Below are 21,414 nucleotides of genomic sequence, written 5' to 3'. Positions count from 1 at the left end.
CCAGTGGAGTGTGAAACGTGATCGACTTCGCGGGTTAACGACGATGGTCTTGGCAAGCCTCTCCAGGAGGCTTACGTTCGTCCCTCTACGGCTACATCTACGGGCGTAGAGGCTCTGACGTCCCGCCGAAGGAGCAGCTCATGGCCAACGTCGTACGTGCCGCTCTGGTCCAGGCCACCTGGACCGGCGACACCGAGTCCATGGTGGCGAAACACGAGGAGCACGCCCGCGAGGCGGCCCGACAGGGCGCGAAGATCATCGGGTTCCAGGAAGTGTTCAACGCCCCCTACTTCTGCCAGGTCCAGGAACCGGAGCACTACCGCTGGGCCGAGCCGGTGCCCGACGGCCCCACCACGAGTCGTATGCAGGAACTCGCGCGCGAGACCGGCATGGTGATCGTCGTGCCGGTGTTCGAGGTCGAGCAGTCCGGCTTCTACTACAACACCGCGGTCGTGATCGACGCCGACGGCAGCGTCCTCGGCAAGTACCGCAAGCACCACATCCCGCAGGTCAAGGGCTTCTGGGAGAAGTACTACTTCAAGCCCGGCAACCTCGGCTGGCCGGTCTTCGACACCGCCGTGGGCAAGATCGGCGTCTACATCTGCTATGACCGCCACTTCCCGGAGGGCTGGCGGCAGCTGGGCCTGAACGGCGCCCAGCTCGTCTACAACCCGTCCGCCACGCACCGGGGACTCTCCTCCCACCTGTGGCGCCTGGAGCAGCCCGCGGCCGCCGTCGCCAACGAGTACTTCGTCGCCGCGATCAACCGGGTCGGCGTCGAGGAGTACGGCGACAACGACTTCTACGGGACGTCGTACTTCGTCGACCCGCGCGGTCAGTTCGTCGGGGACACGGCGAGCGACAAGGAGGAGGAGCTGGTCGTCCGCGACCTGGACTTCGACCTCGTCGAGGAAGTGCGCCAGCAGTGGGCGTTCTACCGCGACCGCCGCCCCGACGCCTACGAAGGGCTGGTGCAGCCGTGACCGAGGATCTGCTGGGACGTCACCGTGCCGTCCTGCCCGACTGGCTCGCCCTCTACTACCAGGACCCGCTGGAGATCACACACGGCGAGGGCCGGCACGTGTGGGACGCCGAGGGCAACAAGTACCTCGACTTCTTCGGCGGCATCCTGACCACGATGACCGCGCACGCCCTGCCCGAGATCACCAAGGCGGTGAGCGAACAGGCCGGGCGGATCATCCACTCGTCGACCCTGTACCTGAACCGTCCGATGGTCGAACTCGCCGAGCGCATCGCTCAGTTGTCCGGCATCCCGGACGCCCGGGTCTTCTTCACCACCTCCGGCACCGAGGCCAACGACACCGCCCTGATGCTCGCCACCACCTACCGCCGCAGCAACACGATCCTGGCGATGCGCAACAGCTACCACGGCCGCTCCTTCAGCGCGGTCGGCATCACCGGCAACCGCGGCTGGTCACCCACCTCGCTGTCCCCGCTCCAGACGCTGTACGTCCACGGAGGCGTACGCACCCGCGGCCCGTACGCCTCCCTCGGCGACGACGACTTCATCGCGGCCTGCGTCGACGACCTCAAGGACCTGCTCGGGCACACCCGCCCGCCCGCCGCCCTGATCGCCGAGCCGATCCAGGGTGTCGGCGGCTTCACCTCCCCGCCCGACGGCCTCTACGCGGCCTTCCGCGAGGTGCTCGACGAGCACGGCATCCTGTGGATCGCCGACGAGGTGCAGACCGGCTGGGGCCGCACCGGCGACCACTTCTGGGGCTGGCAGGCGCACGACCGGTCGGGTCCGCCCGACATCCTCACCTTCGCGAAGGGCATCGGCAACGGCATGTCCATCGGTGGGGTGGTGGCCCGCGCCGAGATCATGAACTGCCTGGACTCCAACAGCATTTCGACGTTCGGCGGCACCCAGATCACCATGGCGGCCGGCCTCGCGAACCTGACGTATCTCCTGGAACACGACCTGCAGGGCAACGCCCGGCGCGTCGGCGGGCTGCTGATCGAGCGGCTGCGGGCCGTCGCGGCGCAGGTTCCGGGCGTACGGGAGGTGCGTGGGCGTGGGCTCATGCTCGGCGTCGAGCTGGTGAAGCCCGGCACGGACGAGGCCGACCCGCAGGCCGCGTCCGCCGTACTGGAGGCGGCCCGCGCCGAGGGGCTGCTCCTCGGCAAGGGTGGCGGGCACAACACCAGCGCCCTGCGGATCGCCCCGCCCCTGTCTCTGACCGTCGCGGAGGCCGAAGAGGGCGCCGCGATCCTCGAACACGCTCTGAGGAGCACCATCCAGTAGGTCCACAGCGAGGGAACACCGTCATGAGCACCACCTTGGAGCCCCTGGAGTCCTTGGCGCCGACCCTGTCGGTCCGTCAGGTCCTCATGCTGGAACGGGTCCTGGCCGGGGAGCCCGAGGTGGTGGCCGGTGCGAGCCAGCTCGACCGGGCCGTGCGCTGGGTGCACGTGGCGGAGGCCGCCGACGTCGGCGTCATGCTCAGCGGCGGCGAAATGGTCCTCACCACCGGAGTGCTGCTCGCCGGTGACGACGACAAGCAGGCCGAGTACATCCGGTCTCTGCACCGCGCGGAGGCCGCGGCCGTGGTCCTCGGACTCGGCCGCGCCTTCCCGGCCCCGCCGGACGTGATGCGCCGGGCCGCCGAGCGGTGCGGGCTGCCCATGGTCGTCCTCCACCGGCCCTTCCCCTTCGCGGAGTTGACGGAGGAGGTCCAAGCCCGGCTCATCCGGCGGAAGTTCGCCGCCGTCAGCATGTCCGAGGCCGTGCGCACCGCCCTCACCGGACTCATCACCGCGGGCGCCCCGCTCCAGCGGATGCTCGACGAGATCGCCCACCACAGCGGCTGTCCCGTCGTCGTCACCAACCTCGCCCACCGCGTCCTCGCCACCGCGGGGGAGCGCTCCGCGGTCGACGACGTGCTGCGCGACTGGGAACGCATCGCCCGCCAGGCCGGCGGCAGCGAGGGCGACGGCTGGATCCGCGCCGAACTGGGCGGCCGCGGGGAGCGCTGGGGTCAGATCATGCTGTGCGGCTACCGGGGCGACACCGCCACCGGGCGGCTGCTCGCCGACCGTGCCGCCGAGGCCCTCGTCCTGCACCGCATGCTGGGCGGCACCTCCGCCCACACCTGGGAGGAGCAGTCCGCGCAAAGCCTGCTCACCGACCTGGTCAGCGGGGTCGTACCGGCGAGGCAGCTGCTCCCCCGCGCGCGGGCGGCCGGCCTGCCCGTCAACCGGCGCACCTTCGTGCCGCTCGTCGTGCGGGACGGCGATCCGGCCGAACTCGACCGGGTGCTACGGCTGCTGGGCCTGCCCGGCATCGTCGCCGAGCTCGCCGACGGAGCCACCGCCGTCCTGCTGAGCCTGGCCCGGGACCAGGACGCCACCGTGCTCACGGCGAACTTCGCGGCCCGGCTGTCGGGGACGGTCGTGGCGGCAGCGGATCCAAGGACCGCCTGGGACGACGTTCCCGCCGGTATGCGTGAGGCCCGGCATGTCGCGGACGCCGTCGCCTCGGGGGTCCTCGATCTCCCGGCCGTCGTCCGTCTCAAGGACGTTCATCTGCGCGGTCTGATCCGGCTGTTGCGCGACGACCCGCACGTCCAGTCCTTCGCCGAGCGCGAGCTGGACGGGCTGCTGTGCGGGGCGGGAGCGGATCTGCTGGCGGTGCTGCGCACCTATCTCGCCACCGGCCGCAACAAGTCCCGCACCGCCCAGCTCCACCACGTCTCCCGCCCCGCGCTCTACCGGCGGCTGGAAGCGATACAGGGCCGCCTCGGGGTCGACCTCGACGACTTCGAACAGGCGGCCTCCGTGCACATCGCGCTCCTCGCGCACGACGCGCAACAGGGCTGAAACATGCCACGACCTGGGAAAACGGCGGTGAAACATGGGCTCACGACAGGGTGACACCGTGGCACGCCCAAGGCCCGCAGACGTGACACCGTGCAACTCAAAGCCAGTTTTCGGACTTCCTAGTCTTCTCGCACACCGAGTGACCGGAGGTCCCGATGAGCAGAGTGATTCGTGCCGCCCTCTTCCAGACCGCGTGGACGGGCGACAAGGAGTCGATGATCCAGGTACACGAGCAGGCGGCCCGGGACGCGGCCGCGCAGGGTGCTCAGGTCCTGTGCTTCCAGGAGCTGTTCTACGGGCCGTACTTCTGCCAGGTCCAGGACAAGGCGTTCTACGAGTACGCCGAGCAGATTCCGGACGGCCCGATCGTCAAGCGGTTCCAGGCGCTGGCCAAGGAGCTGGGCATCGTCCTCATCCTGCCGATGTACGAGGAGGAGCAGCCCGGCGTCCTCTACAACACCGCCGCGGTGATCGACGCGGATGGCTCGTACCTCGGCAAGTACCGCAAGCATCACATCCCCCAAGTGCCGGGATTCTGGGAGAAGTTCTACTTCCGACCCGGCAACCTCGGCTGGCCGATCTTCGACACCAAGGTCGGGAAGATCGGTGTGTACATCTGCTACGACCGCCACTTCCCGGAGGGCTGGCGGGCGTTGGGCCTGGCCGGAGCCGAGATCGTCTTCAACCCGTCGGCCACCTCGCGCGGTCTGTCCGCCTATCTGTGGCAGCTGGAGCAGCCGGCCGCGGCCGTCGCCAACGAGTACTTCATCGGCGCCATCAACCGGGTGGGCGTCGAGGAGTACGGCGACAACGACTTCTACGGGACGACGTACTTCGTCGACCCGGAGGCCCAGTTCGTCGGCGAGGTGGCGAGCGACAAGGAGACCGAACTGGTCGTCCGGGACCTGGACATGGCCAAGCTGCGGGAAGTCCGCGACCGCTGGCAGTTCTACCGCGACCGCCGTCCGGACGCATACCCCCCGCTGACCGCACCCTGACCGAACCGTCCACTCTGGCAGGAGAGGGAACATGAGCAGCCGTACCGTCATCCGCGGTGGCCTCGTCATCACCGCGTCCGACGAGATCCACGCCGACGTGCTGATCGAGGACGGCCGCATCGCCGCCCTCGCCGCCTCGGGCACCTCGGCAGCCGAGTCATTCACGGCCGACCGGACCATCGACGCCACCGGGAAGTACGTCATCCCCGGTGGCGTCGACGCCCACACCCACATGGAGCTGCCGTTCGGTGGCACCTTCGCCTCCGACACCTTCGAGACCGGCACCCGGGCCGCCGCCTGGGGCGGGACGACCACGATCGTCGACTTCGCGGTGCAGAGCGTCGGCCACTCACTGCGCGAGGGCCTGGACGCCTGGCACGCCAAGGCCGAGGGCAACTGTGCCATCGACTACGGCTTCCACATGATCGTCTCCGATGTGAACCAGGAGACGCTCAAGGAGATGGATCTGCTGGTGGGGGAGGGGGTCACCTCCTTCAAGCAGTTCATGGCCTACCCCGGCGTCTTCTACTCCGACGACGGCCAGATCCTGCGCGCCATGCAGCGCTCCGCCGAGAACGGCGGGCTGATCATGATGCACGCCGAGAACGGCATCGCGATCGACGTGCTGGTCGAGCAGGCGCTGGCGCGCGGCGAGACCGACCCCCGCTATCACGGCGAGGTTCGCAAGGCCCTCCTCGAGGCCGAGGCCACCCACCGCGCCATCAAGCTCGCGCAGGTCGCCGGCGCGCCCCTCTACGTCGTGCACGTCTCGGCCATGGAGGCAGTGGCCGAGCTGGCGCGGGCGCGGGACGAGGGGCTCAACGTCTTCGGCGAGACCTGCCCGCAGTATCTGTTCCTGTCGACGGACAACCTCGCGGAGCCGGACTTCGAGGGCTCGAAGTACGTGTGCTCAACTCCCTTGAGGCCGAAGGAGCACCAGGCAAAACTCTGGCAGGGCCTGCGCACCAACGACCTCCAGGTCGTCTCCACCGACCACTGCCCCTTCTGCTTCGTGGGCCAGAAGGAGCTCGGCCGCGGCGACTTCTCGAAGATCCCCAACGGCCTCCCCGGCGTCGAGAACCGCATGGACCTGCTCCACCAGGGGGTCGTCGACGGACACATCTCGCGCCGCCGCTGGATCGAGATCGCCTGCGCCACCCCGGCCCGGATGTTCGGCATGTACCCGAAGAAGGGGACCATCGCCCCGGGCGCCGACGCCGACGTCGTCATCTACGACCCGCACGCCGAGCAGATCGTCTCCGCCGAGACCCACCACATGAACGTCGACTACTCGGCGTACGAAGGAAAGCGCCTCACGGGCCGCGTCGAGACGGTTCTCTCGCGCGGCGAACTCGTCATCACCGAGCGGGAGTACACCGGGCACGCCGGGCACGGCACCTACACCCCCCGCTCCACCTGTCAGTACCTCAACTAGGAGCGGCGCCCATGGACTTCGGACTCGTCCTGCAGACGGATCCGCCCGCCTCGAAGGTCATCAGCCTGATGAAGCGGGCCGAACGCAACGGCTTCACCTACGGGTGGACCTTCGACTCCGCCGTGCTCTGGCAGGAGCCGTTCGTGATCTACAGTCAGATCCTCTCGAACACCACGAAGTTGAAGGTCGGCCCGATGGTCACCAACCCGGGCACCCGCACCTGGGAGGTCACCGCCTCCACCTTCGCCACCCTCAACGACATGTTCGGCAACCGCACGGTCTGCGGCATCGGCCGCGGCGACTCCGCGATGCGCGTCGCGGGCCGCAAGCCCAACACACTGGCCCGCATCAGCGAGGCCATGAAGGTCATCCGGGCGCTCGGCCGGGGCGACGAGGCCGACCTCGGCGGCACGGTCATCAGGTTCCCGTGGATCAAGCCGGGAGCCGAACTCCCCGTATGGATGGCGGCGTACGGCCCCAAGGCGCTGAAGATGACCGGCGAGGAGGCCGACGGATTCATCCTCCAGCTGGCCGACCTGTACCTGACCGAGTACATGGTGAAGGCGGTCAAGGACGCGGCCGTCGCCGCCGGACGCTCGGCGGACGAGGTCAAGATCTGCGTGGCCGCCCCCGCCTACGTCACCGCGGACGACTCCCCCGAGGCACTCGCCCACGCGCGCGAGCAGTGCCGCTGGTTCGGCGGGATGGTCGGCAACCACGTCGCCGACCTGGTCTCCAAGTACGGCGAGCACTCGGCCGCCGTCCCCGACGAGCTGACGGATTACATCAAGTCGCGGGAAGGGTACGACTACTCGCACCACGGGCGGGCCGACAACCCGGACACCGCGTTCGTGCCCGACGAGATCGTCGACCGGTTCTGCATCATCGGACCGGTCGAGAAGCACATCGAGAAGCTGAACGCGCTGCGCGAGCTGGGCGTCGACCAGTTCGCCGTCTACGACATGCACGACGCGCAGGAAGCCACCATCGACGCGTACGGCTCGAAGGTCATCCCCGCCCTCAACGCCTGACTTCCGACCCTCGCTCCCCGACCCCCCACACCTTGTTCCCCCCTCTCCTCCCCGCCGTCCCGGGGCGGAGAGGGGCCCAAGGCCCCCGCACGGCCTTTCCCGTCCCGCTCTGATCGATTGGCCTGCCCATGACCGAAACAGTCCCCACGGGGTCCCCGATATCCCAGTCCGTCGGTGGCCGCGTCGAGCTCGCCCCCGAGGCCTTCCCCGCCGACAGCCCCTTCGCCAACGAGGACCTGCGTCCCGTACCGGTCTCCGAGCGCAAGTGGACGACGTACAACTTCGCCGCCCTGTGGATCTCCATGGCGCACTGCATCCCCAGCTGGACCCTGGCCTCCGGCCTGGTCGCCCTCGGCATGGACTGGAAGCAGGCCGTGTTCACCATCGCCCTGGCCAACATCATCGTGCTGCTGCCGATGCTGGCCACCGGGCACGCCGGACCCAAGTACGGCATCCCCTTCCCGGTCCTCGCCCGCGCCTCCTTCGGGCTGCGCGGTGCCAACATCCCGGCGCTGATCCGGGCGGCCGTGGCCTGCGGCTGGTTCGGCATCCAGACCTGGATCGGCGGCAGCGGCATCTTCGCGCTGGGCTCCAAGCTCACCGGCGGCCACTGGGAGAACGCGGGCAAGATCGCGGGCAACCCCTGGCCCCTGTGGCTCTGCTTCCTGCTGTTCTGGGCGCTCCAGATAGCGATCATCTACCGCGGCATGGACTTCCTGCGCCACTTCGAGAACTGGGCCGCGCCCTTCGTGATCGCCGGCGCGCTCGTGCTGCTCATCTGGATCGCGGTCAAGGCCGACGGCTTCGGCGCGCTGCTCGACCAGCCGTCGAAGCTGGGCTGGGGCCCCGACTTCTGGCCGGTCTTCTTCCCGTCCCTGATGGGAATGATCGGCTTTTGGGCGACTTTGTCCCTGAACATTCCCGACTTCACTCGTTTCGGTGCCAGTCAGAAGGCGCAGACCTGGGGTCAGTCCCTGGGGCTGCCGACCACGATGACCCTCTTCGCGGTCCTCGCCGTGCTGGTCACCTCCGGCTCCGAGGTCGTCTACGGCGAGGCCATCTGGGACCCGGTCGCACTGGCGGCCAAGGCGGACAACGCGTTCGGGCTGCTCTTCGCGCTGATCATCGTGCTGGTCGCCACCATCTCCGTGAACATCGCGGCGAACGTGGTCTCACCGGCGTACGACCTGTCCAACCTGGCCCCGAAGTTCATCAACTTCCGCACCGGCGCGCTGATCACGGGTGTCGTGGGCATCCTGATCTTCCCGTGGAAGCTGATCTCCACGCCGGAGTTCTACATCTTCACCTGGCTCGGCGTGGTCGGCGGTCTGCTCGGCACGGTCGCGGGCATCCTCATCGCCGACTACTGGATCGTCCGGCGTACGGTCCTGCACCTCGCGGACCTCTACACACCCGGCGGCCGCTACTGGTACACCAACGGCTGGAACTGGCGGGCGATCGTCGCCTTCGTGGTGGGCGGTCTGCTCGCGGTCGGCGGCTCGTACTCGGGGGTGGGCGCGGACGGAAAGAAGACGGGGCCGTTCCCGACCGACGGTCTGATCCCGTTCCTCAAGCCACTGGCCGACTACGGCTGGGCGGTGGGCCTGAGTGCGTCCCTGCTGCTGTACATCGCGCTGATGCTGCCGAAGGGCAGGGAGCAGGAGGGCATCGCGGCCTGACGGTTCGCGTCACGCGCGCGTGGAGGGCGGTCGGGCTCGGCCCCGGCCTGTCGGCTCAGGCCTTCTGGCCGCTCTCCAGTGCCGCCACCGCCTCCTTGGCGGCCTTGATGGCGCCCTTGTTGATCTCGTCCGTGCTGGGCGCCTTCTTCGACTCGAAGTCGCTGCCGTTGTACGTCACGGTCACCAGCGCGTTGGACGCCTGGATGATGACCACGCCCTCACGGGTCTGCTGCTTGTCCTCGGTGGTGAGGTTCACCACCGAGTAGCCGGCGTCGCCGACGCCGGGCACACTCCCGCCGCCGCTCCTCTCGGCGGTGTTCTCCTTGTACGACTTGGCGGCCGCCGCGTCGGACTCCGTGATCTCGAAGGAGACGTCGAGCCAGCGGTAGTCGTACCCTTTGAGCGCGTTCCACGAGCAGGTGCGACGCAGGGCCGTGTCCGTGGAGGGGATCTCCTTGCCGGCCGTCTTGGCGCCCGGCACGAGCGACTTGATCGTGGCCGTAGCGATGCTGCCGCAGGGTGCGGGGGCAGCGGCGTACTGCTTCGAGGCCGCTGCCGTGGACGCGCCCGAGGGGGTCTCGTCGGCGGACTGCGGCGCCGACTCCTTCTCGGCGGCCGGCGTCGTGGCCGGGCCTGACGTCAGCGCCCAGCCCGCCGCGGCGAGCACGACGACGGGCGAGATGCGCGCGGTGAGGGCGAGCGGCAGGGAAAAAGTTCGCACGGCGCACTTTTCGTGGGGGACGGACGGTGCGGACGGGTCCGCACTGCGGACGGGACGCCAGTTTCACACGTCTGCCTGTGGGGTGGAAGTGTGAACTCGCTCCGTACCTGAGCCGTCACCGTGCCCTGCCGTCGATGCGTCATGTGTCCCTTTATGTCCGGGCGATGGGTCGGTAGAGGGCCGATTCGACGCGGTCCACGGCCAGGAACGCCCCGTAGGCCACGAGATGCACCAGAAGCTGGTCGGTGTGCTCGGGCCGCCGCCAGGCCGCCACGTCCTCGTCGGTGATCCGGTACGGCGCGAGCGCGGCCAGCAGCACCAGACGCGCGCCGGGACGCTCCCGCCGGTCCGGGAAGCCGCTCAGGTCGAGCGGCGGATGTGATCCGTCCCAGTCCAGCAGGGTCTCCTCCACGAGGTCCTGGTCCTCGAGGCCGAGGAGGCGGGCGCCCGCCATGGCCGCCCGGAGCAGCGCCGCGTACGCGAGCCCGACGGGCGTACCGTCCGCCCACGCGGGGGCCTCACCGGGGTCGGGCAGGTCGAGCAGCGCGAGGGACGCGCCGGGCCGGGCGGGTCGGCGCACGGTCCGGCCGAGCGTGCGGCCCGCGAGGCTGCGGACGGCCCGGAAGCGCTGGGCGTTGCCCGGCAGCAGGTTCTCGGTGAGCAGGGCGGACACGATCCGGTTGATGAAGTGGAAGGCGAACGCCGTGCCGAGGTAGCCCGGAGCGTGCTCGCGCGGGAACGGGTACGGCCCGGCGCCGAGGCCGCCCGGCACGCGCGTGTGCCTCCCCCAGTCCAGTACGCGCGCGTGTTCCTCGTTCTCCGGCCGCTCTCCTCGGGCGATGCGTTCGGCGAGTGCGTGGTCGCCGGTGGCGTGCAGCAGCATGGTGTGCGCGTCCACGCAGAACGGGCACCGGTTGGCCAGCGAGACGCCGAGCGCGGCCAGTTCCTTGCCGGTGCGGCTGCCGGGGCCCGCGATCAGCGACTCGCGCATCAGCGCCCATGTGGGGGCGAGGAGCTCCGGCGCGGAGGAGAGGACCACGAAGGTGACGGGCTCGTCGATGCCGAAGTCGCGGGACAGCTGCTCATAGACCTCGGCGACATGGCCGGTGGCGGCCTTGGGCGGCAGGGGCCGGGTGTAGCGGAAGGGTGTGGACATGGACAGCAGCGTGCGCCCCGACCGCGGCCCTGGTCGTCGTACGGTCGAAGGGAGTTGGTGCTGCATCGGTGAGCGCGGGCCAGGTCGGGGACTACTACGGGGGGAGTAGCGCGGGAGTTGTCCACAGGGCTGACGCCGGTGACGGTGCGGCGGTCTAGCGTGTGGGCATGAGCGGGCATGCGGTCGACTCGGCCACCTCCAAGCGACTCGCCGATCTGGCCCTCGTGGTCGTGGTCGGCGCACTCGTCGTGGTCGCGGCGGCTCTGGACGCGGACACGACCGCCCTCGACTACGGACTCCTCGTGGTGAGTGCGGCCGCTCTCGCGTTCTACCGCGCGGTGCCGCTGGCGGTGCTGGCCGTGGCCACGGTGAGCGGGGCGGCCTATGTCCTGCACGCCCACCCGGGGTCCCTCGGCGCGCTGTCCGTCTTCGCCGCCGTGCACCTGGCGTCCCAGCTGGGGCACCGGGGCTGGGCGGCCGCCGCGAGCGGGGTCTTCCTCGGGGCGTACGCGATCACGGGCCCGACAATGCAGGATGCGGTCGAGAAGACCGGGCTGCTCGCGGGCTGGTTCGTGTGCGCGGTGGTGACGGGCCTCGCCGGTCGCAACTGGCAGGCGTATCTGCGTCAGACCGAACAGCGCGCGCTGGAGGCCGAGCGCACCCGGGAGGAGGCCGCTTTGCGCCGCGCCGGGGAGGAACGGCTGCGGATAGCCCGGGAGTTGCACGACTCCCTCACCCACAGCATCTCCATCGTCAAGCTCCAGGCGGGCGTGGCCGTCCATCTGGCCCGCAAGCGGGGCGAGGAGGTGCCGCCCGCCCTGCTCGCCATCCAGGAGGCGGGCGGCGAGGCCATGCGCGAGCTGCGCGCGACTCTCGAGGTCCTGCGCACCGACGAGCCGACCGGTACCCCGGCGCTGCTCGTGGAGCGGGCACGGGCGGCGGGCCTCGCCGTCGAACTGAGCGTGACGGGCGAGGAGTGCGCCCTGCCCGCTCCGCTCGACCGGGCCGTGTACCGCATCGTCCAGGAGTCCCTGACGAACGCGGCCCGGCACGCGGGACCGGCCAAGGTACGGGTCGAACTGTCCTACGGCAAGGACGACGTGACGATCCGAGTGGACGACGACGGGGCCGCGAACCCGGACCGACCACCGCAGCCCGGCCACGGCCTCACGGGCATGCGCGAACGTGTCACGGCCCTGGGCGGCACACTGCACACCGGCCCGCGCGCGGAGGGCGGGTTCTCGGTGCGGGCGGAGCTGCCTTTGGGGGTGGGGGAGGCGGTGTGATCGGGGCGGGGGGTGGCTTCACGGTGTGCGGGGGATCGCTCGCCAGGACGCGGGGCGGGTTCACAGTGGGCGCGGGATCGACCGCCGCGGCTTCCCGGGGGCCCAGTACCGGTGTCGGGGGGCGGCGTGAGTAAGGCGAGGGGCGGCTTCTCTGTGGGCGTGGGGGTGTCGGGGTGATCAGGGTGGCGCTCGTCGACGACCAGGCGTTGATGCGGGCCGGGTTCCGGGCCCTGCTCGACGCCGAGGACGGGATCGAGGTGGTCGGGGAGGCGGCGGACGGGGAGCGGGGCGTGGAGCTGGTGCGCGCGCAGGTGCCCGACATCGCGCTGATCGACGTACAGATGCCGGTGATGACGGGCATCGAAGCGACCCGGCGGATCGCCGCCGATCCGGAGCTGTCGGGGGTCCGCGTGGTGATCCTCACCAACTACGGTCTCGACGAGTACGTCTTCGAGGCACTGCGGGCGGGCGCCAGTGGCTTTCTGCTGAAGGACACCGAACCGGCCGACCTGCTCCAGGCCATCGAGGTGGTGGCCCGGGGCGAGGCACTGCTGTCCCCCGCGGTCACCCGCACCCTGATCGGCGAGTTCGTCTCCCGCCCACCCGACCGGTCCACCGCCCCCGGCCTGGAGTGCCTCACCCGCCGCGAACGCGAGGTGACCGCCCTGGCCGCCCGCGGCCTGACCAACGAGGAGATCGCCGAGCACATGGTGATCAGCCCCCTCACGGCCAAGACGCACATCAGCCGGGCGATGACGAAACTGGGTGCCCGTGACCGCGCCCAACTGGTCGTGTTCGCCTATGAGTCGGGGCTGGTGACGGCACGCGGCTCCTGAAATTCCGTTGCCCGCCAGGGCCTGCGATCAGCACTCTGAGGCGATGACCGAGACACCACCGCGGATGCGCGAAGAGATCCTCGCCTACTACGCCCGGGGCAAGGAGGACGCCCGCCTCAGACCGGGCGGCGCCCCGTCCGGACGGCTGGAGTTCTGGCGCACGCAGGACGTACTGCGACGGCTGCTGCCGGCCGCGCCCGCGCGCGTGCTGGACGTCGGCGGCGGCAGCGGGGTGCACGCGGAGTGGCTGGCGCGGGACGGGTACGCGGTCGAACTCGTCGACCCCGTGCCGCTCCACGTCGAACAGGCCTCGCGGCTGCCGGGGGTGGCCGCTCAACTCGGGGACGCGCGTGAGCTGGCCGCGTCCGACTCCTCGTACGACGTGGTGCTCCTGCTCGGCCCGTTGTACCACCTGCCTGAACAGACCGACCGCGTACGGGCGTTGGCCGAGTCCGGCCGGGTGGTCCGGCCGGGCGGGCTGGTGGTCGCGGCCAGCATCAACCGGTACGCGCAACTGCACGACCTGCTGCGCGAGGAGCGCTACTTCACCCCGGAGCACCGCGAACGCACCGACGCCGTCCTCGCGGACGGCCGGCATCCGTTCCATGACGAGGGCTTCTTCACGGTCGCCCACTTCGCCCAACCGGGCCAGGTGACGGCGGAGTTCATCGACGCGCGGCTGGCCGTCGAGGGGCAGTACGGCGTCGAGGGTGTGGCCTGGCTGATGGGCGGCGTCGAGGACTGGCTGGACGACCCGGCCCGGCGCGAGACCGTGCTGGCAGCGTGCCGGCACATCGAGTCGGAGCCGACGCTGCTGGGGGCGAGCGGGCATCTGCTCACCGTGGGCAGACGGCCGTCGGCGTGACAGGGCGGCCGTCTGCCCGGGGGTGACTAGGCGGCCGTACCGCCCGAGTAGTCGCTGTTGAACGTCCCCTCGACCGTGGTGGCCACGGACTGCGCCACACCGGTGCCAGTGAGGACGATGCCCAACTCTCGGTTGTTGGACAGCGAGTTGCTGCTGATGTTCATGGAGCCGGCCTCCACCTCCTGGGTGGCGAGGCCGTAGTCGGCGACCATGGCCTTGGCGTGGATGTAGAAGCCGTCGGGGTCGGAGTACCCGACGACGGTCCCGCCTGCCGCCTTGATCTCGGAGACCTCGCTCGCGTAGTCGCCCGGCGTCTCCAGCACCACCCGTACCTTCACCCCCGCCTTGGCGCGCGCCGCGATGGCGTCCACCACCGTGCTGTCGCTGAACTCCAGTTCCTCGACCTCGAGCGTCTTGGTGGCGGCGTTGACGACGGACAGCAGACGGCTGCGGGAATCGGTGGGGGACCAGAGCAGGTGGTCGCCGTCGGTGGGGGTGACCGAGGTGCCGGCGTAGTCCGCGGCGAAGACCTTCTCGATCGCGGCGACATCGCGGGTGTCGTCGGTGAACACGCCGTAGTCACGGCCGGTGGCGTAGTACTGGGAGGTGAGATTGCCGGTGAGGACCAGCGACTTGGTGGCGTCCACGGTGATCGTCTTCTGGTGCGTGTAGACGAAGCTCGACGGCGACCACACCACGCCCACGCCCGCGTTCGTCAGCGCCGTGTAGGCCGAGCTGTTGGCGCTCTGGTGCGCACGGTCCAGGACGACCCGCACGGTGACGCCCTTGTTCTTGAGGGCTATCAGGTCGTTGACGGCCGTGGTGTCCTCGAGCTCGTACATGGTCATGTCGAGGGAGGTGGTCGCCGAATTGACGAAGTCGTAGATCGTGGGCTGACCGCCGCTCTGCGAGAAGGCGAAGGCGGTGTAGCTCGCGGCACTGGCGGGGACGGAGGCGGCGAACACGGCGGCACCGGCGGCGACAGCTACACCGGTACGGGTGAGGACCTTCCACAACATGCGTGACTCCTGGTCGAGTTGATGCCCGCGTGGGGGTCGCGGGCATCCGCATGGCACCACGCGCGTAGAACGCGCGGGAAGAGGCGTCCGGTGAACTCGGCGTTACCGGCGGTCCATACGGTCAGGCAAAAGGGACTCCGTGCAGGTGAGGGGTGGTTCATGGACTTCTCGTGCGATCGCAAAGTCTTCGTAGTCCGGCCTGTGCGTTGCGAGAACCACGACGCTCACCTCCCGTCGTGCCGACCTGCGAAGGGCGATCGATAGCCTGTCGGGGAGAGGTCCGGCCGATGCGCGGAAACTGCGAGGTGTAAGGCGTGTTCACCACCCGTCCCACTCTTCAAGGCACCTTCGGCATGGTGTCCTCCACCCATTGGCTGGCTTCGCAGTCGGCCATGGCGGTGCTGGAGGACGGCGGCAACGCGTACGACGCGGCGGTGGCCGGGGCCTTCGTGCTGCACGTCGTCGAGCCGCACCTCAACGGGCCCGCCGGTGAGGTGCCGATCCTGCTCGCGCCCGCCGGTGGGGAGGTGCGGGTGCTGTGCGGGCAGGGCGTCGCGCCCGCCGGGGCGACCGTGGCCCACTACAAGGGGCTGGGCCTGGACCTCGTCCCCGGCACCGGCCCCCTCGCCGCCGCCGTCCCGGGTGCCTTCGACGCCTGGATGCTGCTGCTGCGCGATCACGGCACCAAGTCCCTCGCCGATGTGCTGAAGTACGCCATCGGATATGCCGAGGACGGGCACGCGCCCGTGGAGAACGTCGGCGCGACCGTCGAGAGTGTGCGGGAGCTGTTCGAGACGGAGTGGACCTCGTCGGCGGAGGTGTACCTGCCGGGCGGCAAGGCCCCGCGGCCCGGCGAGTTGTTCCGCAACCCCGCCCTGGCCGCCACCTGGAAGCGGCTGATCGACGAGGTGGCGGGGACGGGCGACCGGGCCGCGCAGATCGACGCGGCGCGTGAGGTGTGGCGTACCGGATTCATCGCCGAGGCGCTCGTACGGCAGGCGCGGCGACCCACCATGGACACCAGCGGCTCGCGGCACACCGGCACGCTCACGGCCGCCGATCTCGCCGGGTGGTCCGCGACCTACGAGGCGCCGGCGACGTACGACTGGAACGGCTGGACCCTGTGCAAGGCCGGCCCCTGGAGCCAGGGTCCCGTCCTCCTCCAGCAGCTCGCGCTGTTGCCGCCCGAGTTGCCGCGCTACGGGTCCGTCGAGTACGTCCATCTGCTGGTCGAGGGCTGCAAACTGGCGATGGCCGACCGGGAGGCCTGGTACGGGGACGCGGCCGAGGTGCCGCTGGGTGAGCTGCTGTCGGCGCAGTACAACGCGGGACGGCGTGAGCTCGTCGGCGACAAGGCCTCCCACGAGCTCCGGCCGGGCGGTCCGGGTGGGCGTGTTCCCCGGCTGAGCGCGCACGCGCGCGTGGTCGTCACCGACGAGCCCGGCTTCAGCCCGATGGGCGTGGGCGAGCCGACGGTCGCGAAGAACCCCACGTCCCCCGTGCCGGGTGAACCCGAGGTCGGCCCCGACGGCACGACCCGGGGTGACACCTGCCATCTCGACGTCGTCGACCGCTGGGGCAACATGGTGGCCGCCACGCCCAGCGGGGGATGGCTCCAGTCCAACCCCGTCGTACCCGAACTGGGCTTCCCCCTGGGCACCCGGCTCCAGATGGCCTGGCTGGAGGAGGGCCTGCCCAACTCCCTCACTCCCGGCCGCCGCCCCCGCACCACCCTCACCCCCTCGATCGCCCTGCGCGACGGGGTGCCGGTGCTGGCCTTCGGCACACCCGGCGGAGACCAGCAGGACCAGTGGCAGCTCCACTTCTTCCTGGCCCTCGCCCTGCGCTCCCCGGTCCGCGGCGGCCTCGACCTCCAAGGCGCGATCGACGCCCCGAACTGGCACAACGACAGCTTCCCGGGGTCGTTCTATCCGCGGGGGATGCGGCCGGGGAGCGTCACCGTGGAGGCGCGGACGGATCCCGGGGTGGTCGAAGGGCTGCGGCGGCGGGGGCACGACGTGACGGTGGGGGAGCCGTGGTCGGAGGGACGGTTGTGCGCGGTGGCCCGGGACCCGGAGACGGGGGTGCTGTCGGCGGGGGCCAATCCGCGAGGGATGCAGGGGTATGCGGTGGGGCGGTGACGAAGCTGCGCGGGGCCCGCCGGTGTGGACGAGGTCTGCGTCTCGGATCCTGACTGCGTAATTTGCCCCGATATACGCCTCGTTGCTTCCGGATCCCGGTGTTCACGGCGATTCCACTCACCCTCCACCGGGCGGGTGGGGATTGTCAGTCCCGCGTGCTCTCATGGAGTCATGATCGAAGACACGGAAACCATCGACGAGTTTCTCGACCGGCACGCGGACGACGTGGAAGAGGCGGTGCGCAAGGCCGCCGCGGCCGAGGTCATGCCGCGCTTCCGGCGGCTCGCCGCGCACGAGGTCGACCAGAAGGCCGGACCGCACGACCTGGTGACGGACGCCGACCGGCTGGCCGAGCGGTATCTCACCGAGGCACTCGGCGCCCTCCTGCCCGGCTCGGTCGTGGTCGGCGAGGAGGCGGTCCACGCCAACCCGGCGTCGTACGAGGCGCTGCAGGGCGACACCCCGGTCTGGATCGTCGACCCGGTCGACGGCACCCGGCAGTTCGTGCACGGCGACCCCGGCTTCTGCATGCTGGTCGCGCTGGCCAAGAGCGGTGTTCTGCTCGCTTCCTGGACGTACGCCCCGGCCCGGGACCAACTGGCCACGGCGATACGCGGCCGGGGCGCGTTCCTCGACGGCGAGCGGCTGTACGCGGGCGTCCCCGACCCGGGCCGCGACCTCCAAGTGGCCACCTCCCACCCGGACTACACGACGGACGAGCAGAAGCGCGGCCTGCTGGGACTGTGGACGGACGGCGTGACACCGCGGGCGTGCGGCTCGGCCGGCCTGGAGTATCTCGCCGTCGCCCGCGGCGAGTCGGATGCCGTCGCCTTCTCCTGGGAGGCGGCCTGGGACCACGCGGCGGGCCTGCTGCTGGTCGAGGAGGCGGGCGGCACCCACCTGACCCTCACCGGCGAACCGTTCCGCATCAAGGGCGGCAACACCCTCCCCTTCACCGCGGCCCGCGACGCGGCGACGGCCCGCAGGGTGCGGGCGCTGCTGGCGGCCGAGGCCTGACGCGACCGCGGGGGCGGGCGGGGCCCACGCCGGGAGGCCAGGGCTGGAGCGAGCCTGCGTTGGCGTCGGAGCTGGAGCCGGAGCGGCCCCGGAACCCGGCCCGGCCTCGGCTTCCGCCCGAACCCCGAGTCGGGCGCCGGAGTGGGAGCCGTGGGGGCTGGAGCCGGGACCCGAACCGGCTTCGACTTCCGCCCGAACCCCGAGTCGGGCGCCGCAGCCGGAGCGGGCGCCGGAACCCGAACCGTGCCCGCCTGCCCCCGAACGCCCAGGCGGGTGCATGCGTCGGAACGGGAGGGGCCCCGGAACCCGAACCGGCCCCGGCTTCCCCCGGAACCCCGAGTCGGGCGCCGCAGCCGGGCCGGAGCGGCCCCGGAACCCGAACCGACCCCGACTTACCCCCGAACCCCGAGACTGTCGGTCCCCCGGCATATCCTGATCCTCTGGCCATCGGCTGACGAAGGGGTCCGAAGGTGCCGTCGATGCTCGATGCGGTCGTAGTGGGTGCGGGGCCGAACGGACTGACGGCTGCCGTGGAGCTGGCCCGCCGCGGCTTCTCCGTGGCCGTCTTCGAGGCGCGAGACACCGTGGGCGGGGGAGCCCGCACCGAGGAACTGACCCTTCCCGGCTTCCTGCACGACCCGTGCTCCGCGGCCCACCCCCTCGGCATCAACTCCCCGGCGTTCCGCGCCCTGCCCCTGGAGCGCTACGGCCTGGAGTGGCTGCATGCCGAGCTGCCCATGGCGCACCCCTTCACCGACGGCACCGCCGCCGTGCTGTCGAGGTCGGTCGCCGAGACGGCCGCCTCGTTCGGACCGCGGGACGCGGGGACGTACCGAAGGCTCGTCGAGCCGTTCCTGCCCCAGTGGGACACCCTGGCCCGCGACTTCATGTCCCTGCCCGCGACCGCGCTGCCCCGTGACCCGGTCACCCTCGCCCGCTTCGGTCTCGTCGGCCTGCCCCCGTCGACCTGGCTGATGCGCCGGTTCCGCGACGAGCGCGCGAAGACCCTGTTCGCCGGGCTCGTCGCGCATGTCATGGCCCCGCTCGGCGGCTTCGCCACCGGCGCCATCGGCCTGGTCTTCGCCCTCGCCGCGCACGCCCGCGGCTGGCCCGTGGCCCGCGGCGGCTCCCAGTCCATCTCCGACGCGCTCGCCGCGTACCTCAAGGATCTCGGCGGCACCGTCCACACCGACTACGAGGTCAAGCGGCTCGACGACCTGCCGCCCGCGCGCGCGTACGTCTTCGACACCTCGCCCACCGCCCTGGCCCGCATCGCCGGCTTCGGCAACTACTACGAGGGCTACCGCTACGGCCCGGGCGTCTTCAAGGTCGACTACGCCCTCGACGGCCCCGTGCCGTGGACCGCGAAGGAGGCGCGCGGCGCGGGCACCGTGCAGATCGGCGCCGACTCCGCGGAGATCGGCACCGCCCTGCGCGCCGCGTCCCGGGAGGACCGCGCACCCGAGAGGCCCTTCATGATCACGGTGCAGCCGAGCGTCGTCGACCCCGGCCGCGCCCCCGCCGGGAAGCACGTGTTCTGGGCCTACGGCCATGTGCCCAGCGGCTGGACCGGCGACCTCACCGACGCCATGGAGCGTCAACTGGAGCGTTTCGCCCCGGGGTTCCGTGACCGCGTCCTCGCACGCGCCACCGCAGGCCCGCCCGAACTGGCCGCCCGCAACGCCAACTACGTCGGCGGCGACATCGGCTCCGGCGCGGTCAGCGGACTCCAGGTCATGCTGCGCCCCAAGCTCTCCCTGTCCCCGTACAGCACCCCTCACCCGGCCGTCTTCATCTGCTCGTCGGCGACCCCGCCGGGACCGGGCGTGCACGGCATGTCGGGCCACAACGCCGCGAAGGCCGTATGGCGGAGGCTGCGACAGCAGATCTGACCGGGCTGCCCCCGGCGGGGCGGGCTGGAAGAGTGGTGGTCATGACCACCATCAGGCTCGTCCGGGGCGACATCACCCGAGAGAGCGCCGAAGCGATCGTCAACGCCGCGAACTCCTCCCTCCTCGGCGGCGGAGGAGTCGACGGCGCCATTCACCGCCGCGGCGGCCCCGCGATCCTGGCGGACTGCCGCAAGCTGCGCGCCGGTCACTACGGCAAGGGGCTCGCCACCGGAAAGGCGGTCGCCACCACCGCGGGCGACCTGGACGCGCGCTGGGTGATCCACACCGTCGGCCCCCGCTACAGCCAGCAGGAGGACCGCTCGGATCTGCTGGCCTCCTGCTACCGGGAGTCGCTGCGCGTCGCCGACGAACTGGGCGCCCGGACCGTCGCCTTCCCTGCCGTCTCCGCCGGTATCTACGGCTGGCCGATCGACGACGCCGCCCGGATCGCCGTGGAGACCGTACGGAAGGCGGAGACCGGGGTCGAGGAAGCCCGGTTCGTGCTGTTCGACGAGAAGGCGTACCAGGCGTTCGCGCGACAGGTCGACTGACCTCGCCGGGCTCCTACCCTGACGGCCGAATGGCCGCGGGCGCCGAAAGCGGGGGTGCAGGCGGGGGAAAACCGCTGGTCAGGGGCGCCTCAGCGCGATGCTCGTCCGAGTGTGGGCCCCGTGACCGGTTGCGAGGTGCGGGAGGGATTCTCACGGTGGGCCAAAGGAAGCACTTCGAAAGGACCCCTGCATGCGCCCCCTCGTCTCCCGCGGCCTCCTCCTGCCGACGCTGGTCTGTACCGCGCTGATCCTCGGCCCGGTCGGCACCGCGGCCGCCGTCGTCGACGCAGGCCGCGGCGCGTCGGACCACGGTGTGGCACAGGCGGCCACCTGGTACGGCACCGACGACTCGGACACCCTGACGGACCGCCTCGACGCACTGGACCGCTCCATGCACGGCAGCGTCCTCCAGCCCCTCCTGGACGCCGTCACCGACCTCACCGCCCTGGACGGCACCCACCTCGACGCGAGCGAGGCGGCCGCCCACGCGAAGGCCGTGAAGGCGGCGAACGCCGAGGTCCAGGAACAGCTGCGGCAGCTCAGCGACACGGACCGGTCCGTGGCGGCGGCCGACCCGGTCTCCGACCTCCTGGCCGCGCTCCAGTCCGCGGTCGACGACCTGCTCACGTCACTGACCTCGCTGGATCTGGGCGGTGTGGTGGGCTCGGTCACCGGCCTCCTGGGCTCCGTGGTCGGAGCCGTCACCGGGCTCCTCGGCGGCGGACTGCCCTCCTTGCCGGCCGCCGGCTGACGCCACGGCATCCCACGGCACCCCCGCGTGAGCGCACGCGGGGGTGTCGCATGTCGTCATGTCACCAGGACCCCACAAAGTCCGACAGAGTCATTGCCTCATAAGTCTTCGGGATCTAGGTTGAGTCGCATCCTGTGCCTCAAAGTCACCAATAGCGCACAGGAATTGACGCTCCCTCAGTACGTACACCGCA

General features: G+C 70.8%; 18 protein-coding genes. 15 read left to right on the top strand and 3 right to left on the bottom strand.

Annotated features, from left to right (window positions below; genetic code table 11):
• Positions 1 to 140 precede the first annotated feature (140 nt).
• The 7 genes from RNB18_RS22590 (at position 141) to RNB18_RS22560 (ending at position 8,986) form a co-directional block, all read left to right on the top strand.
• Positions 141 to 983 (top strand): nitrilase-related carbon-nitrogen hydrolase, encoded by an 843-nt coding sequence (locus RNB18_RS22590; RefSeq protein ID WP_311715910.1) that lies wholly within the window; start codon positions 141 to 143, stop codon positions 981 to 983.
• Positions 980 to 2,269: an aspartate aminotransferase family protein gene (locus tag RNB18_RS22585; RefSeq protein WP_311715909.1), complete on the top strand. Its 1,290-nt coding sequence runs from the start codon at positions 980 to 982 to the stop codon at positions 2,267 to 2,269. The genes RNB18_RS22590 and RNB18_RS22585 overlap by 4 nt, the downstream gene beginning before the upstream one ends.
• A 23-nt stretch (positions 2,270 to 2,292) precedes the next feature.
• Complete coding sequence (locus RNB18_RS22580; protein ID WP_311715908.1) at positions 2,293 to 3,843, top strand: PucR family transcriptional regulator; 1,551 nt, start codon at positions 2,293 to 2,295, stop codon at positions 3,841 to 3,843.
• A gap of 155 nt (positions 3,844 to 3,998) precedes the next feature.
• Positions 3,999 to 4,841, top strand: coding sequence for a nitrilase-related carbon-nitrogen hydrolase (locus RNB18_RS22575; protein ID WP_311715907.1), 843 nt, complete (start codon positions 3,999 to 4,001; stop codon positions 4,839 to 4,841).
• Between the two features lie 31 nt (positions 4,842 to 4,872).
• A complete protein-coding gene (hydA, locus tag RNB18_RS22570) occupies positions 4,873 to 6,276 on the top strand; it encodes a dihydropyrimidinase (protein WP_057608298.1) in 1,404 nt (467 codons plus the stop codon).
• 11 nt (positions 6,277 to 6,287) lie between these two features.
• Positions 6,288 to 7,307 (top strand): TIGR03842 family LLM class F420-dependent oxidoreductase, encoded by a 1,020-nt coding sequence (locus tag RNB18_RS22565; RefSeq protein WP_311715906.1) that lies wholly within the window; start codon positions 6,288 to 6,290, stop codon positions 7,305 to 7,307.
• Positions 7,308 to 7,435: 128 nt separating this feature from the next.
• Positions 7,436 to 8,986: an NCS1 family nucleobase:cation symporter-1 gene (locus RNB18_RS22560; protein ID WP_311715905.1), complete on the top strand. Its 1,551-nt coding sequence runs from the start codon at positions 7,436 to 7,438 to the stop codon at positions 8,984 to 8,986.
• A gap of 55 nt (positions 8,987 to 9,041) precedes the next feature.
• Here the strand turns inward: RNB18_RS22560 and RNB18_RS22555 are convergent, their stop codons facing one another.
• Entirely contained in the window at positions 9,042 to 9,707 is a 666-nt protein-coding gene (locus tag RNB18_RS22555) for a hypothetical protein (protein ID WP_311715904.1), read from the bottom strand.
• A 151-nt stretch (positions 9,708 to 9,858) separates the two neighbouring features.
• Positions 9,859 to 10,863 carry a carboxymuconolactone decarboxylase family protein gene (locus RNB18_RS22550; protein ID WP_311715903.1) on the bottom strand — a complete coding sequence of 335 codons (1,005 nt, stop codon included), beginning with the start codon at positions 10,861 to 10,863 and terminating at the stop codon, positions 9,859 to 9,861.
• A 167-nt stretch (positions 10,864 to 11,030) separates the two neighbouring features.
• Between RNB18_RS22550 and RNB18_RS22545 the strand changes: the two genes are divergently transcribed.
• From RNB18_RS22545 to RNB18_RS22535, 3 genes are all read left to right on the top strand, one after another.
• On the top strand, positions 11,031 to 12,149 hold the full coding sequence (locus tag RNB18_RS22545; RefSeq protein ID WP_311715902.1) for a sensor histidine kinase: 1,119 nt from the start codon (positions 11,031 to 11,033) through the stop codon (positions 12,147 to 12,149).
• Between the two features lie 173 nt (positions 12,150 to 12,322).
• Positions 12,323 to 12,985, top strand: coding sequence for a response regulator transcription factor (locus RNB18_RS22540; RefSeq protein ID WP_311715901.1), 663 nt, complete (start codon positions 12,323 to 12,325; stop codon positions 12,983 to 12,985).
• A 43-nt stretch (positions 12,986 to 13,028) separates the two neighbouring features.
• A complete protein-coding gene (locus RNB18_RS22535) occupies positions 13,029 to 13,850 on the top strand; it encodes a class I SAM-dependent methyltransferase (RefSeq protein ID WP_311715900.1) in 822 nt (273 codons plus the stop codon).
• Between the two features lie 26 nt (positions 13,851 to 13,876).
• Here RNB18_RS22535 and RNB18_RS22530 read toward each other — a convergent pair whose 3' ends face one another.
• Complete coding sequence (locus RNB18_RS22530) at positions 13,877 to 14,869, bottom strand: phospholipase D-like domain-containing protein (protein WP_311715899.1); 993 nt, start codon at positions 14,867 to 14,869, stop codon at positions 13,877 to 13,879.
• Positions 14,870 to 15,183: 314 nt separating this feature from the next.
• Here RNB18_RS22530 and RNB18_RS22525 point away from each other — a divergent pair, with 314 nt between their 5' ends.
• From RNB18_RS22525 to RNB18_RS22505, 5 genes are all read left to right on the top strand, one after another.
• Positions 15,184 to 17,010: a gamma-glutamyltransferase family protein gene (locus tag RNB18_RS22525; protein WP_311715898.1), complete on the top strand. Its 1,827-nt coding sequence runs from the start codon at positions 15,184 to 15,186 to the stop codon at positions 17,008 to 17,010.
• 171 nt (positions 17,011 to 17,181) lie between these two features.
• Positions 17,182 to 18,027 (top strand): inositol monophosphatase family protein, encoded by an 846-nt coding sequence (locus tag RNB18_RS22520; RefSeq protein ID WP_311715897.1) that lies wholly within the window; start codon positions 17,182 to 17,184, stop codon positions 18,025 to 18,027.
• A 479-nt stretch (positions 18,028 to 18,506) separates the two neighbouring features.
• Positions 18,507 to 19,919: a phytoene desaturase family protein gene (locus tag RNB18_RS22515; protein ID WP_311715896.1), complete on the top strand. Its 1,413-nt coding sequence runs from the start codon at positions 18,507 to 18,509 to the stop codon at positions 19,917 to 19,919.
• A gap of 41 nt (positions 19,920 to 19,960) precedes the next feature.
• Complete coding sequence (locus RNB18_RS22510) at positions 19,961 to 20,470, top strand: O-acetyl-ADP-ribose deacetylase (RefSeq protein WP_311715895.1); 510 nt, start codon at positions 19,961 to 19,963, stop codon at positions 20,468 to 20,470.
• A 190-nt stretch (positions 20,471 to 20,660) separates the two neighbouring features.
• The gene (locus tag RNB18_RS22505; RefSeq protein WP_311715894.1) at positions 20,661 to 21,221 is read left to right on the top strand and encodes a hypothetical protein; all 561 of its coding nucleotides are present in this window, start codon (positions 20,661 to 20,663) and stop codon (positions 21,219 to 21,221) included.
• The last annotated feature ends 193 nt before the right edge of the window (positions 21,222 to 21,414 follow it).

The sequence above is a fragment of the Streptomyces doebereineriae genome (assembly GCF_031845645.1).
Taxonomy (GTDB): Bacteria; Actinomycetota; Actinomycetes; order Streptomycetales; family Streptomycetaceae; genus Streptomyces; species Streptomyces canus.
This window is presented reverse-complemented; position numbering and strand designations above follow the sequence as displayed.

Bases quoted from the DNA above. Each gene is read 5' to 3' on its own strand.
- RNB18_RS22590 (WP_311715910.1), top strand. From the start codon at position 141: ATGGCCAACGTCGTACGTGCCGCTCTGGTCCAGGCCACCTGGACCGGC.
- RNB18_RS22580 (WP_311715908.1), top strand. From the start codon at position 2,293: ATGAGCACCACCTTGGAGCCCCTGGAGTCCTTGGCGCCGACCCTGTCG.
- RNB18_RS22575 (WP_311715907.1), top strand. From the start codon at position 3,999: ATGAGCAGAGTGATTCGTGCCGCCCTCTTCCAGACCGCGTGGACGGGC.
- hydA (WP_057608298.1), top strand. From the start codon at position 4,873: ATGAGCAGCCGTACCGTCATCCGCGGTGGCCTCGTCATCACCGCGTCC.
- RNB18_RS22565 (WP_311715906.1), top strand. From the start codon at position 6,288: ATGGACTTCGGACTCGTCCTGCAGACGGATCCGCCCGCCTCGAAGGTC.
- RNB18_RS22560 (WP_311715905.1), top strand. From the start codon at position 7,436: ATGACCGAAACAGTCCCCACGGGGTCCCCGATATCCCAGTCCGTCGGT.
- RNB18_RS22550 (WP_311715903.1), bottom strand. From the start codon at position 10,863: ATGTCCACACCCTTCCGCTACACCCGGCCCCTGCCGCCCAAGGCCGCC.
- RNB18_RS22545 (WP_311715902.1), top strand. From the start codon at position 11,031: ATGAGCGGGCATGCGGTCGACTCGGCCACCTCCAAGCGACTCGCCGAT.
- RNB18_RS22535 (WP_311715900.1), top strand. From the start codon at position 13,029: ATGACCGAGACACCACCGCGGATGCGCGAAGAGATCCTCGCCTACTAC.
- RNB18_RS22530 (WP_311715899.1), bottom strand. From the start codon at position 14,869: ATGTTGTGGAAGGTCCTCACCCGTACCGGTGTAGCTGTCGCCGCCGGT.
- RNB18_RS22520 (WP_311715897.1), top strand. From the start codon at position 17,182: ATGATCGAAGACACGGAAACCATCGACGAGTTTCTCGACCGGCACGCG.
- RNB18_RS22515 (WP_311715896.1), top strand. From the start codon at position 18,507: ATGCTCGATGCGGTCGTAGTGGGTGCGGGGCCGAACGGACTGACGGCT.
- RNB18_RS22510 (WP_311715895.1), top strand. From the start codon at position 19,961: ATGACCACCATCAGGCTCGTCCGGGGCGACATCACCCGAGAGAGCGCC.
- RNB18_RS22505 (WP_311715894.1), top strand. From the start codon at position 20,661: ATGCGCCCCCTCGTCTCCCGCGGCCTCCTCCTGCCGACGCTGGTCTGT.